The following is a 16,291-nucleotide window of genomic DNA, read 5'->3' as shown; positions in this document are numbered from 1 at the left end:
TCTCGGCAAAAAAAAGAAACGAGTTTCTTTGTTTTGCGCTCGACTTTTCGTAAATTTGCACTCAACATAGGAAACCAAAAGTGGGACTATGAGTTTTATTAGTAGTTGTTCCTAGACTAATGATAGAGATCCGTGAAGTAAAGACCCGGCAGGAACTGAGACAGTTTGTTCAGTTCTATTATGATTTGTATCGTGGCAACAAGTATGCGGTGCCTTATCTCTTCTCTGAGGAGATGTCGGCACTTCAACAGGATAAGAATCCCTCGTTTGAGTGCTGTGAGGCGGCCTATTTCCTGGCTTATAAGGACGGACGGATTGTGGGTCGTGTGGCGGCGATCATCAATTATCGTGCCAACGAACGATGGAACACCCATCAGGTGCGATTCGGCTGGTTCGATTTCATCGATGACGAGGCGGTGTCGACAGCATTGCTGCAGACCGTAGAGGACTGGGGTAGGCAGCGTGGCATGCAAGAGATCGCCGGTCCGCTTGGCTTCATTGATACCGATCGTGAGGGCATGCTTGTCGACGGTTTCGATCAGCTCTCCACGATGTACATCAACTATAACTACCCTTATTATCCGCAACATATGGAGCATATGGGTGGCTTCACGAAGGATAATGACTATGTGGAGTGTAAGATAAAGATACCAGAGGTGGTTCCGGCGAAGTTCGCGAAGGTCACAGAGATGGTGAGCAACCGCTATCACCTCCGGGTGCATAAGTTCACACGACGGGAACTGGTCGACGAGGGCTATGGGCGCCAGGTATTCGAGCTGCTCAATGCTACTTATAAGGACCTTTACGGGTTCAGTCAGCTCTCAGACGCGCAGATAGACAAGCTTGTCAACGACTATATCAAGATCGCAGACCTTAATCTGGTGACGGCAGTCATGGACGGCGACAAGATGGTGGGCTTCGGCGTCACCTTCCCTTCGTTCTCCCGTGCCTTACAGAAGACACGCGACGGCCGCTTCCTTCCCTTTGGTTGGTGGCAGCTACTGAAGATCCTGAAATGGCATAAGACAAACGTCGTCGACCTGCTGCTCATCGGAGTTCTGCCAGAATACCGCTCGAAGGGTGCTAATGCGCTGATCTTCGACGACCTGATCCGACAGTTCCGTCGTTATGGGTTTGAGTGGGCGGAGACAGGACCGCAGATGGAGACCAACGAGGGTGTTCTCTCTCAGTGGCAGTATCTGGAGAGTACACAGCACCGTCGGCATCGTTGTTATAGGAAGCGCTTCTAGCCTTGGGCGAACTCGCCCGGCTTGATGCCAAACTGCTTATGGAAGCATTTCGAGAAATAAGAGGGGTTTGAGAAGCCTACCATATAGGCGACCTCTCCTACCTGATACCTGCCGTCCTTCAACAGTTGGGCGGCTTTTTTCAGTCTTACGATCTGTATCATCTCGTTGGGTGTCACGTCGGCAAGCGTCTTAATCTTTGCGAACAGACCGCTTCGACTGATATTCAGTTGCTCAGCGAGGAAGTTCACGTTGAGTTCTGAGTTAGAGAAGTTCTCCTCGATCAACTGGTTCATCCTTGTCAGGAACGCGTTGTCCGTCGGGGTGATGGCGATCTCCGTCACCGGCTCCAGCGGTTGACTGGAGAACCGCTCCCTGAGGCGGTGCCGCATCTCCAGCATATTCCGGATGCAGGCATCCAGGTATTGCGGTGAGAAAGGCTTTTCTATATAAGTATCGGCACCAACGTCCATACCCTCGATCTTCGAGTCATCGTCGGTCTTGGCGGTGAGCATGACAAACGGGATATGACTGGTCTGCGGGTCAAGGCGCACCCGGCGACAGAACTCTGCTCCGTCCATCCTTGGCATCATCCAGTCGCTGATGATGATGTCCACCTCATGCTTGGAGAGCCGTTCCAGGGCCTCGATGCCGTCGCCGGCCGTGATGACCTCGTATTTGTAGCGGAAGTTATTGCTGAGGAAGGTGACCATATCTTCCGAGTCGTCGACGATGAGCATGGTCTGCCGTTGGTCAGAAGACATGTAGACCGTCTGTCTGCTGTTGACAGATGATCTGCTGACAAGCCCGTCAGACACCTCAGAGTCTTCATCCGCAAACTGCTGCCTGTCATCCGCGGCTTGTCCCACTGGCAGGATGACGGTGAAGGTGCTGCCCTTGCCCACCTCGGAGGTGACGCTGATCGAGCCATGATGCTGGTCCACGATGTTCTTCACGATGTTCAGTCCGATGCCTGTGCCGGGCTTGTTGTCCTGCGCCTGGAAGAACGGATCGAAGATCCGCTGGCGGTCTTCCTCGCGAATCCCTACGCCGTTATCGGTCACCTCGATGCGGAAGTGCGATCCGTCGGGCTCCACCTCGCAGGTCAGTCGCACATCGTCCTTGGTGTATTTGTTCGCATTCGTCAACAGGTTGCTGATGACCTTCGTCACCGCCTCCCTGTCGATGATGGCCGTGAAGTGCTCGTCGGGATAGGTTACCGTAAACCGTTTGCCGCCTTGTTCGAAGGTGGGGGCGAAGCGCTCGCTGACCGACTGCACCAGGTGGTGGATATTCTGTGGGGCGAAATGCATGGCCAGACTCTGCTGTTCCACCTTACGGAAGTCGAGTAGCTGGTTCACCAGTTCCAGCAGACGGTGGGCGTTGCGGTCGATGATGTCCAGTCCCTCGACCTTAGAGTCCTTCAGCTTCTCCAGAGGACCGATGATCAGCGATACCGGGGTGCGTATCTCGTGAGCAATCATCGTGAAGAAGTTCAGACGAGCCTCGCGCACCTCCTTCTCTTTTTCCTCGCTCAGCCGCTGTAGCTCGCGCTGATGCTGGCGCTCGGCCCTACGGAGACGGGTGTGCATGTAGTACCAGATGATGGCGCCTGCCAGCAGGAGATAGATGACCTTGGCATACCAGCTCCACCAGAATGGCGGGTGTACCACGATGCGGAGCGTCGCCTCGTTCGACGACCAGATACCGTCGTTGTTCGTGGCCTTCACGTGGAAGATATAGGTGCCGGCAGGCAGGTTCGTGTAGGTGGCCTGGTTCTGGTTGCCCACGTAGTTCCAGTCGTTGTCGAACCCTTCCATCATATAGGCATACTGGTTTTTCCCCGGTGAGCAGTAGCTCAGTGAGGCAAACGAGAGGGTGAGCATCTGTGCGTCGTTATAGCCGAGTGCCAGCTCCTTGGTCTGCGAGAGGTCCAGAGGCAGTCCGTCGTAGGTATGCTCCTCACGGTTCATGATCTGGAGCGAGGTGATATAGACGGGCGGCATCATGCTGTTGGTCTTGATCTGGTAAGGCAGGAAGGTGTTGAAGCCGCTGGTGGTGCCGAAGTAGATACGGCCGTCGCTGGCCTTGATGCCCGAGTTCGGCTGGAACTGCTCGCTCACCAGTCCGTCGTGGAGGGTGAACCGCTGCACGTCACCGTTGGGCACGTATTTGATGATGCCCCGTTCTGTCGAGAGCCACAAGGCACCCTGCTCTTCGATGATGCCCATGACGTTGTGGTTGGGCACGTCGAGGCTGGCGCTGATAAAGCGGTCTTTGCCCTCGTCGTAGCGGCAGAGTCCGCCCAGTGTGCCGATCCATAGCCGACCGCTCTCGTCGACATATGTGCAGTTCACCTGGTTGTCGGCCAGGGAGTGAGGGTCGTTATCGTCGTGCAGGTATTGTCTGAACGTCTTGTGCCTGGTGTCGTATTTCCACAGTCCGCTGCCCTGTGTCGACAGCCACAGGTTGCCGTAGCGGTCCTCGTCGATGTCGATGGTCAGTGAGCTCACCTTTCCGATACGCTCAAACCGGTTGTCCGTGCGGTCGTAACGGTTCAGTCCTTCCATCGTTGCCACCCAGATCTGTCCCTGCGTGTCGTTGTAGATAGCGTAGCTGCTGGAGTTGTCGAGCGAGTGGGGGTCGGTGGTCTGCATATACTGTCTCAGGGCACCGGTCTCCGTGTTGAGTACCAGTACACCGCTGGTATAGGTGCCTATCCACAGCTCACTGCCCCAGAAGCACAGGGCATGTGTGTTCTGGCGCGACAGGATATCGCGGTGCGGATAGTCGACGAAGCGCTGCTCTCGTGGCGAGTAGCACATCAGTCCACCGTCATCGCTGGCAATCCATACATGGCCCTGCCTGTCCTCACAGAAACGTGAGATCACGTTTCCTGCCAGTCCCGACTCCATGGAGAACGCCTCGAAGCGCTTGCCTACAGGCGAGATGTAGTTCACGCCACCGTAATAGGTGCCAATCCAGGTGCCGTTCTCCGTGTCGTTCATGAGGGCATAGACGAAGCGGTCGGTCAGCCGCTGACCGTCTATCAGTCGCCACCACTCTCTGGTCTTCGGGTTGAAGCATATCACACCGTCGTCGCAGCCGATGCAGATATAGTCGTCTGCCCGCCCCTCTGAGGTGCCGTCACCAGCGTGTGTCCTCTCAAGCAGTGTGTGGATATGCGAGCCAACCTTGGTCGCGACGGGGTTGAGCACCTGCTCCAGTCGTCCGTCGCTGTGCATCAGCAGCAGTCCCTGCTCCCACGTGCCTATCCAGATCCGTCCGTCACGGGTCTGTAGCATCCGCAACGCGTTATAGTTCCCGTTATAGGATAGGTCGACGGCCTCGAACCTGTCGTGCAGACGGTTCAGCTTCTGGACGGTCGGAGCCCCCCAGTTGGTGATGGTCCACACCTGGTTGCCGTGGTCGACGAGTACCTGAGCCACGGCACTGCCGATGGTCTTGAAGTCATAGTGCCTCGTCTGTCCTGTCTTCAGGTCGTAGCGCCACACACCGTTCGCCATCGTTGATATCCAGAGTCCCTCTCCTTTGTCTGTCGCCAGCGAGGTCACTGCCGAATGGATATCCATTGGCAGTCGCTCGAACATCTGTCGCTCGAAGGGCAGGCGGAACACGCCTTTCTCCGTACCGATGTAGATGCCGTCGTCGCCGGCCAGCAGGGCCGACACATATTGGTTGATGCCGAGCGCGGCGATGCGTAGCGGCAGCACCTTTGTACCGTCGTAGCGACAGAGCCCGTTGTCCGTCCCGAACCAGATGAAGCCATACTTGTCTTGCACGATGTTACGGACGGCATTTGAGGTCAATCCGTCGTTCATCGTGATGTTCCGATAGCGGTAGTCTCCCATTGCCATCACAGGCAAGAGGAACAACAGAGTGATGGGCAGTAGTAACAGTCGTCTCATCATTGTGCAAAAATATAGAAAATATCCGAGAAAACCAAGTGTTTCGCTCGTTTTTTCGACGTACAACAATAACTCGATGCGCCTCCGTTTGTCCTAAAAAACTGCCCCTAAGAGCGTTCGTAGAACGGCCTGTCGAAGTCTCCCCCAGCGGTCCTTGATCCTGTGGTTGCCCAGCAGTCCCTGAGCCTGTCGAAGGGAGAACCGCTCCAGCGATCCCTGATCCTGCGGTTGCCCTGCGGTCCCTGAGCTTGTCGAAGGGAGAACCGCTCGCTTGACTTATCCAAGAAACGATCCCCACAAATTACCTCACAGATTTGGTGGTCTCAGACAAATTGCCTATATTTGCCGCTGATATCAACCATAAATCGCATGGGATTGCAGATGAATGTCACCTACAATAAGGAGTTCGACGGCACGCTTGGCCTGAACACCTACGACCACGGCGCCCGCCATCACGATTTGAATAGATTAAAAACCTAGACGAAGATGAAGAAAACATTAGTCATATTATTGATAAGTTCTTTTATGGGTTGTACGATTTCTTCAACCGGTACATCTTCACGTGCGGCAGATAGTGTGGATGCAACCCTTGTTGATGAAGACTCGACATCTATTTTATGGACGGCTATTGTGGATTCCATGAAAGAAATCGGATTAAGAGATGTTATAGAGTGTTATGAAGCTAATGATATGTCTGCAGCTATAGAAATATACAGGAAACTGAATGGTGAAAAAGAAATCAGAGCTTTATATCCTCGTCATCAAGTTGGTGATACTTTAATTTTTGTACAGGATGTAAGATGTAATCGCGAATCTCCTCGTCTTTATTTTTGGAAAAAAGACCATATAGGCAATTTTTATACATATAGAAGAAAGAACTCTGATTCAGCTGATACGGTGTATGTACGTCAGTTTGATGAGTTAGATGAATATAGGAAAGATTTTTTTAAAGCCTGTAATGAGTGGGACATGAATTACCTGTCCAGCTATGATGAATTTCATAAGCACTTGTTTCAAACATTCATATTTCGTGTAATCATTAAGGAAAAGGGGGAATTCCAGATGGACTATGTATCGCGTGTATTTCAAGAACGAAGGGATTTGTTCTTATAATGTAAATAGTATACTGCATTAATATGATAAATTGATGAAGAGAAGACTGTTGTTGTCAGTATTATGCGACCTTCTTGTCATGGTCAACCGGGGCGTCGATCCTTTTGTTCATGGGAGAGCGACATTAATGAGTAAAAGACTTAATCATGTTTACTAGGATTATTGTTTATTTTGTATTCACATTTTGTTTTTGTATTCCTTCTTTTTCACAAGAAAGAGTTGCAAGGGATGCAGATGGCAATATATGGCTCATGACAGATACGATAAGAAATGTTATGCATTATATTGATAACGACGGCCATTCTATAGAGGTTACAACGAGAAAAGATCTCATGTGTGAAAAGGAGGAACTAGATTCTCTTATTATGCGTAATCAATATGACTTATGGTCTAACTGGGACGGATGTAAAGAGTTTGAACCTTATGCTTCTGTCGTTTATTCTATTTTGTTCTCAAATAAGATGAGAATAGTAGAAGTTCGATTATTAAGGAGAGAAGCATATGAAAAGAATCCGGTTATAGACAATGTCATTATACAGTCGATAAAAAAGACAAAAAACATATGGAAAAAATGTAAGCATATAAAGAAGAATACCGTCTATGTGTCAAGGACAAAGGTAGTAATTCCTTTACACTAATGGAGAGAAGAATTATACACGACGAGGTCAGTCATCAAGGTTATGGCTATCATGAGATAGGGGATTTGATATATTCACTTTTTGGAAAATAATATGGAAAGAATTGTTGCAGGTTTGCGAGCACTTATTGGTAATTATGTCGTGAGTAGTAATACTGGCGGTGGGGCAAGTAGTATCCTTTTACTAAAATTCGATAATGATTCTGCAATATGGGCATGGAGGTATTGGGAAATTAGTTGTGGTGAAGAACTAATCGCATGTTCTGAGGATGACGATACTCCTGTGATTGGGAAGATGGCAGTAGTGGCAAATATGCTGAAAGGTAAAAGGGTACTTGATGTGAAATTGGTCGAAGAGAATCTGAATCTAGGAATTCTCTTTGGTGGCAATTACGAATTATGGCTATATACAGAAAAAGAGAATCGTAAAGAGTTCCTTTCTGTCAATAATTGGGAATATGAGATGCCCTCATTGAACTTGTGTTATACTGTAACGTCTCAAGTCAGAATTGAGACGTCAGTGTATAATAGCAAGGAATAAGAAAAAGAGCGTAATTAATGATGCTGACCCTGAAGTGCCCTGGTTGTAAGCATTCGGGGTTGCCTGGTTTCTGTCACTTTGCCGACATGAAACTCCCGGTTTGTTCCGACCTTTTTTCCTTTGTCCCTTCGACAGGCTCAGGGACCGCATTGGTTTGTCATGAAAAAGTGCCTAAAAAAGTGTTCGTCTGGAGTTGTGAACTAGAAAAAATGAGGGGGACTTTTAGTCCCTTTTTCCCCTGTTCGGCGTAGAGATGGGGGCTCCTTTGGGTAGGGGTGGCTTCTAACAGTCAAGGAGATTATCTCCACGACGGTAAGGAATGGCACTTACGAGTGAAGGAGATCATCTCCATACCCTATAAGGGATTATCTCTTTCACTCGTAAACCCTATCTCCACGACTCACAGGGCCTATCTCTTTGAAGGAAAGATCCCACCTCGTTCTTGTGTAGTTGTAATCGTCTTATTATCAGTTAATTATAAAGGCGGCCCAAAACTCGCGCCTACACCTCTCATTCCATCGTTTCTGATCTCCATGCGAGTTATGAGGGGGCGTTTGTCAAGATATATCGTGTTTGTCCCTTCGAATATCTCGTCTAATTGTATATGAGAAAAAGAGAATCGTCTGCATCAGACTGACATCATATAACGATTCTCTATCACCAAAAAACGGGGGCGGCCCGATGGATTCTCCTGAAGGAATCCTATCTGCCGCCCCCAACGACCTAAAAAACAAGGTACCTAAACAATTTATTATATTAGAAGTGTAGATTCAGAGTGATGACTGCCTTGTACTCCTTGCCGTCCTTGGTATAGACGAAGGTGGGCTTCATCGTATAGGTCTTGCCGGCCTCCACAGTGCCGGGCTTGAAGCCGACGGGGAAGAGGTAGCTGGTGCCACTATACTCATAATAGAGCTGGCCCTCGCCCCAGGTGGCGGCCATGCCCTCGGCATTGATCCATGGGCCGATGGCGTTCGTGCTGCAGGCGTAGCTGATGGTACCATCGGGCTGTGTCAGACCGACGGCTACCTTGCCTTCCTCGGGCACGACCTTATCGTCGGCGCGCTGTGCCATGGCTCCGAGAATCTCTGCGGGCTGCAGTCGGAAGGCCTTGGCCATCTGTTCGATGAGACCCTCGCCGAGCAGGTCGATCTCTGCAACCTGATATCCTTCGTAGGCCGCATCAAGACCGTTCAGGTCGAAGGTGAGGGCGACATCCTCTGGACTGCCGGCTGGAATCTCGACGAAGCCCTTCACACCCGTGTTCTCGAACTTCACGTTGTAAGGCCACTGCTGGTCGTTGGTCTCGTCGTCGTCCCAACCCTGACGCTGGTAGTCTGTCGGGGTGGCCACGACTACGAGGTAGAGCTTGTCGGTGCCGGCCGGCACCTTCATCTCTGCCACAGCATTCTTTCCCTTGGCCATTGTGCCATAGGTGGCCTTGCCGCCGCTGACAGCCACGAAGCCGATACGGTAGGCCGACGAGGTGTTGGACTGCTGGTTGTAGGTGGTCACTGTGCTGATGGCATGACCATCGCCATCGACCACCTTACCGGCATCGCCGCTGACGAGCGCACTGCCTGGGGCTACCGCCTTCAGGTCGGCCTTCACCACCGTACCTGCGGCGGGGATGTTCAGCTCGATGGCGTTGAAGCCCGTCGTACCAGGACAGTTATCGTAGGTGGGCTGGAAGCCGCCGTCCTTCGGCAGCATATTGGTTGTGTAGTTTGTCGCATTGCTGTTCTGACCGAGATACTGGTGTACGGCGTCGAAGTCGTAGTTCACGCAGCGGGCAGCATAGTCGTAGTACTCATCGTAGAACTTCTCCATGTCGCCGGCACAGAACAGACGGGCGTAGGCTTGGATGGGATCCTCGGGGAAAGTGCTCTCCTGCCAGATGCGTCCGTAGGCCTCGATACCATGCTTCTGTGTCAGGTAGTAAGGCAGCCAGTAGGAGGCATAGCGCATGAACTCGTGGTTGAAGTGACGGTGGTGCGAGCGGAGCCATACAGAGACGTTGGCATCCTGTGTGAAGCACTCCTCGGGATAGTCCTGGAACGACTGCCACTGGGCGCACTGCTCCCAGTAGGCGCAGCCGCCGGCACCATTGGCGCCGAAGCCATAGCGGAAACCGCCGTTCATGCCATAGGCTGTCTCCTCGGCCTGACCGTTGAGCAGCTTGTCGCAGCCTGCCTGGTACTGGAACGAATGGCCGATCTCATGGGCGATGGTCGAGCCGACAGGCTGACAGGTAGAGGGGTTCACCCAGAGGGCACCGATCTGGTTGTCATAGCCAGAGCCTGTGGCGAGCCAGTCCTCCTGATAGAGCAGGTAGATCTGCATCTTATATTTGTCGAGGTTGCTCTTGCCCTGACCCACGGTCACCATCTTCAACTTCTCCACGTTGGTGGTATAGAACTGCTCTGCCTTCTGCAGCAGGTCGTCGATATTGACGCGCAGGGCGGCAGGCACATCGCTGCCGTTAGGGTCGTAGCCGAAGCCTGGCTCCCAGAACACGAAGAAGTGCTCACTCTGCTTCATGCGCCAGAATGACCACTTGGCATCGTCGCGCAGCATATGGTCGACACCGCGCTCGAAGCCCTCGTTCCAAGTGCCCGGACAGATGTACTTGTCGAAGTTCTCGACCTGTGAGCGGTCCATCGTGTGGACGGCGTCGGGGTTCTGGTTCTGGTGGACGTTGATCACCGAGGTCTTGTCGCCGCAGCGGATCTCTATCTGTGCGTCGCGGTAGAACTCGGAGTCGTTCTTCTTCAGACAGAACGGCATCTTCACCTCTCCGGCATTGCCCGAGTTCACGGTCAGCGTGAGCCATTCGATCTTGGTGTTGGCGGCTCGGGTGGTCACGTCGCTGACACTAGCCGTCCAGTCGCTGTTGGCGGTGAACGTGATGGAGCTCTCCACCTCGTCCCACTCGACGGTCTTATTCAGTTCACTCTCCGCAATGGTGATGTTGCCGACGATCACGTCGTCATCATCGGTACAGGCGGAGATACCGAGAGCGAAGAGCGCGACGAGGGCGCTCTTGCTCATGAGTCTGGATAGATTCTTCATATGATAGTTATTCAAATGTGGCATTTAATACAAACTCTACAAATCTGGTGGCATCACTCTTGCTTGCATAGACAAAGTGTATTTTGGCTTTCGTGCCGGAAGGTACACCGGGGGCACGGCCGATGCCGACGGTCTTGTCGTCAGCGTGAGTCTCAATATAGTAGAAGTTACCAGCAGCATAGCCGTTACCACTCCAGTTACATACCTTATGGTCTACGTCAACCCAGAGACCAATACCACCGGCTGTATAGCCGGATGATGTATCCCAATTGCCGTTGTCGTCAGCAAGGTACATGGCGATATCGTTTTCTGTATCTGCTATCGTTGCGATGAAGTCTGCCGACGTCATACCGAAACATGCATTGATGGCATTCTCAATAGACGTGAGATCGAACTCGTAGCTTGCATAGTCGCCGGCGGGAATGATGATATCCTGAATGATCGTGCCGGGGTCGGTAATAGAGAAGTTGACAGTAAAACGGACATACTGGTCGTAGTCCTTGCCGTTCACAACAGCAAAACCGACGTTGGCCGCCATCGAGAGACCTGCGGCAGACCCTTCGGGCACGTTCAGGACGAGAGCCTTGGCCGCCTTGTCGAGTTCGATGCTGGCCACACCGTCGTTGCCAACGACAGCGCCATTGTTATTATACCACCAGCCATCGCCTTTGGTCATGGCACTCATATCCCAGATACCACGAGCTGTGTTGATGCTGTGGAACGCCACCTTGCCCGACTCGATGCCAGCCAGCATATCGTCGACCGTCATCTTCATCTTGGTCTGAATCTGCTCGGCATAGTCCTTCAGATAGACGGTCTTTGGAGTGACATGTCCCTTGCGGAACTCCGCGTTCAAGGAAATGGTGGCATCGGCATCCGCACGGAGATAGGGCGACTCGTCGGGGCCATAGACGTGCTTGCTGACAGCATCCTCTGGGTCGTCGCTACAGGCAGTGAAACCCAAGGCGATGCAAGCCATTGCTATATATAATATGTTCTTTTTCATAACTTTGAATTCGTGAAATTAGTGTAATTTGTGGTCTTAATTCGCAGCTGTGTAGCCTGGGTTCTGCTTCAGCTTGGGGTTGCCGTCAAGGGCATCCTGTGGGATGGGGAACATGTCGGTATGGCGGTCGGCCTCGGGATCCTTGCAGAACCACGACTTGCCGCAGTACACGTTCATATTCGTACCCTTGATCATGAAACGGATGATGTCGTCGCGGCGGTGTGCCTCGCACACGAACTCACGAGCCAGTTCGTCGAGCAGTCCGCCCAGTTCGATATCGTCGCCACCTTGGTATTTCTCTACCCAGTGGTCCTCGCCACCGAGCTCACCAGTATTCTCACGGTGACCGTAGTTGTACTTACTGCCTCCCTTTAGTTGGGCTGCCGTCACCTTGGCTTTGGCCGGGTCGGCCTTGAAGTTACGGGCACGCACCTGAGTAACCAGGGCTGCAGCATCGTCCTCGGTCTCACCGTTGTAGCCGCCTAAGCGGAGCAGGCACTCTGCCTTCATCAGCAGGGCGTCGGCATAACGGTAGTAGGGCACGTCGTCATAGCTCGAACCGAAGTCACCGCTCTTGATCTCATACTTCACCAGTCGCCAGCTCTCCATCGGATAGCAGCCAGGGTTGTCAATGCTGTGGAGTTCACGGGTGTAGTCGAGAGGCTCACCGTCAAGCAGGATGGGACTGCCGTCGAGGGCATACTGCGGACCACCGGTCCAACAGTTTTCCAGGCGGGTGTCGCCCTCCTCATAGATGTCGAGGAATTGCGGATAGACGATACCACCGCCTGTTGCCCAACCCGAGAAGTTCCAACGGGCGCGGCCTGCGTTGTGGATCCAGAGGTTGGCCATGAAGTTACCGCTGGCATACTTATTCTCGAACACGATACCAAAGATAATCTCGGGCGAGGTAGAGATATCCTCCATGAAGTTGTCGCTGTAGTTGGGAGCCAAGGCGAACTTACCCGAGTTGATGATGATGTTCAGACAGTCGATACATTTCTGGTAGTAGGAAGGATCCTTGGCCTCGGGGAACCACGCGTCGTGGTTCAGATAAAGCTTGGCCAACTGCATATATGCCGCATATTTGCTGAGCTTACCGAGTGACACGTCCTCGCCACAGTGCTCTGCCACGTCTTTCAACTCACGCTCAATCCATTGATAGGTCACCTCGGGAGCTGCCTGTTCAGGTGTCCAACCGTCGGGATGCACGAAGGTGGTGTCGAGTGGGATATTACGGAACAGGTCGAAAAGGTTGTAGTAGTACATGGCGCGATAGGCGCGTACCTGTGCCTTGATGAGCTCACTGCCAGACACCTGTTCGTTGGCAAGAATCTGGTTGCAGGCGTTGACGCCAGCATAGTTGTTACCCCAGTTCACGGAGAAATGTCCGATACCTGAGTTGAACTCATGTTTGTGCAAGGAGATATAAAGGTCGCCCCAGCCGATACCGATACGGTTGGGAATGCCCCACACGTCGGAGCTTTCGTCCATGATGTCGGCCATGCCGAACCATCCCCAGTATACGTCGCGCAGACTGCTATATACGGGGGCGATGGTGGCTTCGAGGTCGGCATCCGTGAACTCATACTTCTCGGAGGCCATACGTGAGTATATCGTCTCGTCCAAATCTGTACATCCGGCGATGGTCAGACCTGCAGCGCCCACCATAGCGGAAACGATGATTTTATTATATATTGCTTTCATAACTATAAACTTTGAACTATAAACTTTGAACTTTATGATTACTTTAGAACGTAACATTAAGACCGAAAGTAAAGGTATGGATGGTCGGATACTTGTCGCGCTGGTCGATACCCGAGTACCGGGGATCCCAGTTGGTGAGTTCCGGATCAAGTCCGTTGTAGGAAGTGATGGTGAACACGTTGTCGGCTGATGCGTAGGCACGGATAGCCTTCACGTATTTGTTCTCCTTCAGCGGAACATTGTAGCCTATGGTGATGTTTGAAAGCTTGAAGAAGTTACCATTGCTCAGGTAGTAGCTGACGAAGGTCTGCTTCTGTGCGGGCTTCAACACATTCCCGTCGCTGTAGGGAGCCTCGGCAGCGTCCTTCATGCGGTTGTAGGTCACGGCGTTGTTCTGATAGTAGGCGCGGGCCTCGTTCAGGATCTTGAAGCCGAACTGGCCTGTGAACTGCATGTTCAGATCGAAGTCCTTATATTTGAAGGTGTTGCTCCAACCGATGTTCACCTTGGGAATGGCATTGCCCAGGTTCTGGTACCAGGTCTCCTTGTCGGTCAGCATGTTGTCGTTGAACTCAACAACCTCGCCAGTCTGCGGATTCTCAATCATCCAGAGTCCGTTCTCGCTGACGCCAACAGACTTCAGACCGTACCACTGTCCGAGGGGCTTGCCTACTTCCATGATCTGCGTGGAGAGGCTGATAGGCTCACCGAGCCATGCCTCGTAGTGGCGGTTGGCGGTCTCGTAGAGATCGTTGCTCAGACTGATCAGCTTCGTGGCGTTATGGGCGAAGGTGGCTGTGGTCTTCCACTCAAAATCCTTCGTGCGGACGGGGATGGCGTTGATAGCTACCTCGATACCTTGGTTGCGCATCTCACCGACGTTGGCCAGTGTCTGGCTATAGAGGTTTGGTGGCACAGGTACATCATACCAGAAGAGCATATCAACGGTTTTCTTGCGATAGACATCGATGGTACCCCAGATACGTTCGCCGAGCACAGCGAAGTCGAGACCGACATTATACTCGGTACTCTTCTCCCACTTCAGGTCGGGGTTCGGGTTCTGGTCGACCTTCAAGCCTTGCTTCCAGGTGCCGCTGTCGTAGTAATAGGGTGAGCCGAGAGCCCAGGTGGTCAGCGACTGGTAGCGCTGGGTTGGGATGACACCCGTCACACCGTAGCCGGCGCGTAGTTTCAAGTTGTCGAGCCACGACTTGGTGCCCTCCATGAACTTCTCGTTGGAGATGGTCCATCCGAGAGAGGCTGACGGGAAGGAACCCCACTTGTGGTTGGCACCGAACTTAGAAGATCCCTCGCGGCGGATGGAGAGCAGTACGTTGTACTTATCGCTGAAGCCGTAGCTGACACGTCCGAAGAATCCAACGAGCTTGTCGTCTTCCTTATAGCTTCCCATGCCTGCCTTTCCTTCCTTCAGGTACTGACCAACGCCGAGGTTGTTGTACTCGAAGAAGTCGTTCAGGAAGTTGGTATTGTTGGCATTGAAGCCCTCCACCATGTCGTATTGGTAGCTATAGCCGACGAGTGCCTCGAAACGGTGATCGCCCCATTGGTGCTTATAGGTAGAGGTCAGCTCCAGATTGTCGGTCTTACTATAGTCGTAGCTATGTGTGGCATAGCCCGTGGTATAGCTGTTCTTCTGACCGTAGTGCTTGGAGGTATAGTAGCCCTCGTCGTGCGCATTATAGCGCTCGGTGCTGAGCATCAGGTTGGTCTGCCAACCCTTGATGGGCTCGAGGGTGATGTTTCCTGTCAGACGGGTAGTCTCGGTCTTCCACTCTCCCTTTTTCTCTTTCAGGATGCCGACGGGATTGTAGTAGTAGTTGATACCGAAGTTTTCGTAGTAGTCACCATCCTCGCCGTAGATAGGCTCTGTGGGGTTACGCATCAGGGCCTGACGGTAGACCATCTGGCCGGCTGCATCCACGGGACCGTTCTCATGCCAGCGTTTCAGGATATTGAACTGCAGCTTCAGTATGTCGTTGAACATCCAGTGGGAGAGACCGCCGTTGAAGCGCATCTCCTTGCCATAGGTATTGATGAACACACCCTGTTGGTCGCGGAAGGTGAAGTCGGCATTGTAAGAGGTGCTCTTGTTGCCACCGCTGATGTTCACGTTGTGGTTGTGTGTCAGGGCCGTGCGCGATACGGCATCGAGCCAGTCGGTGTCGTAACCACGATCGGTATAGTTGGTCTTTCCGGCACGGATATCGCAGCCATCCATCATGTCGAGCTTCTTGCCGAAGGATGACAGGGCGAGGTAACCGCTGTAGTTGGCGGTGGTACGTGCCTCACGCTTGCCGGCTTTAGTGGTGATGAGAATCACACCGGCAGCACCACGGGTACCGTAGATGGCGGCAGCGGAAGCGTCTTTCAGCACGTCGATGCTTTCGATATTCTCGGGTGCCACGGTGCTGAGGCTACCCTCCAGACCGTCGACGAGCACGAGCGGGGAGTTACCGCCTTCGAGTGAGATGATACCGCGCAGACGGATACTGGAGGCCGCATTCGGGTCGCCGGAGCCGTTGGCGATGGTCAGACCGGCCACCTTACCTTTAATCAGATCACCGGCATCGCGGATATTTCCCTGTGCGAAGTCCTCACTCTTCACGCTGGTGATGGCAGAGGTGATGTCGCCCTTACGCTGGGTACCATAACCGATGACGACTACTTCGTTCAGCAGCGCGTTGTCTTCTTGGAGCGTCACATCGCCGCCAGCCTTGACTTCCTGGGCAACGAAGCCGATGTAGGAGACCACGAGCACGGCATTGCGGCTCGACACGTTGAGTGAGTAGTTGCCGTCGAAGTCGGTGACGGTGGCGTTCTTGGTGCCTTTCTCGGTGACGGTGGCTCCGATGATCGGCTCACCTTTCGCGTCCTTGACGACACCCTTCACGGTGACTCCTTGCTGAGTGACCGATCCCGAGCCGAGCTCGCCAGCCCGTGGATCTTCTGCTGCGTAGGCTGTTAAACATGCCCCGCTCAGCATGAGCAAACATAAGAAATGTTTCTTCATACTAATCT

General features: G+C 52.8%; 8 protein-coding genes. 3 read left to right on the top strand and 5 right to left on the bottom strand.

Annotation, left to right across the window (positions count from 1 at the left end):
• Positions 1–119 precede the first annotated feature (119 nt).
• Positions 120–1,250, top strand: coding sequence for an N-acetyltransferase (locus BLU99_RS05015; RefSeq protein ID WP_091900096.1), 1,131 nt, complete (start codon positions 120–122; stop codon positions 1,248–1,250).
• Here the strand turns inward: BLU99_RS05015 and BLU99_RS05010 are convergent.
• On the bottom strand, positions 1,247–5,176 hold the full coding sequence (locus tag BLU99_RS05010; RefSeq protein WP_091900395.1) for a two-component regulator propeller domain-containing protein: 3,930 nt from the start codon (positions 5,174–5,176) through the stop codon (positions 1,247–1,249). The genes BLU99_RS05015 and BLU99_RS05010 overlap by 4 nt on opposite strands.
• Positions 5,177–5,662: 486 nt before the next feature.
• Between BLU99_RS05010 and BLU99_RS05005 the strand changes: the two genes are divergently transcribed.
• Positions 5,663–6,289, top strand: coding sequence for a hypothetical protein (locus BLU99_RS05005; RefSeq protein WP_091900095.1), 627 nt, complete (start codon positions 5,663–5,665; stop codon positions 6,287–6,289).
• Positions 6,290–7,020: 731 nt separating this feature from the next.
• Complete coding sequence (locus tag BLU99_RS04995) at positions 7,021–7,467, top strand: hypothetical protein (protein ID WP_091900093.1); 447 nt, start codon at positions 7,021–7,023, stop codon at positions 7,465–7,467.
• 756 nt (positions 7,468–8,223) lie between these two features.
• Here BLU99_RS04995 and BLU99_RS04990 read toward each other — a convergent pair.
• Genes BLU99_RS04990 through BLU99_RS04975 form a run of 4 tightly spaced genes read right to left on the bottom strand, consistent with a single transcriptional unit; the run spans position 8,224 to position 16,283 of the window.
• Entirely contained in the window at positions 8,224–10,539 is a 2,316-nt protein-coding gene (locus tag BLU99_RS04990) for a DUF6055 domain-containing protein (RefSeq protein WP_091900394.1), read from the bottom strand.
• Between the two features lie 7 nt (positions 10,540–10,546).
• Complete coding sequence (locus BLU99_RS04985; protein ID WP_091900092.1) at positions 10,547–11,545, bottom strand: DUF4859 domain-containing protein; 999 nt, start codon at positions 11,543–11,545, stop codon at positions 10,547–10,549.
• Between the two features lie 36 nt (positions 11,546–11,581).
• Positions 11,582–13,252, bottom strand: coding sequence for a RagB/SusD family nutrient uptake outer membrane protein (locus BLU99_RS04980; RefSeq protein WP_091900091.1), 1,671 nt, complete (start codon positions 13,250–13,252; stop codon positions 11,582–11,584).
• A 43-nt stretch (positions 13,253–13,295) separates the two neighbouring features.
• Complete coding sequence (locus BLU99_RS04975; protein ID WP_255397452.1) at positions 13,296–16,283, bottom strand: SusC/RagA family TonB-linked outer membrane protein; 2,988 nt, start codon at positions 16,281–16,283, stop codon at positions 13,296–13,298.
• Positions 16,284–16,291: the final 8 nt, after the last annotated feature.

It is taken from the genome of Prevotella sp. lc2012 (assembly GCF_900107065.1).
Taxonomy (GTDB): Bacteria; Bacteroidota; Bacteroidia; order Bacteroidales; family Bacteroidaceae; genus Prevotella.
This window is presented reverse-complemented; position numbering and strand designations above follow the sequence as displayed.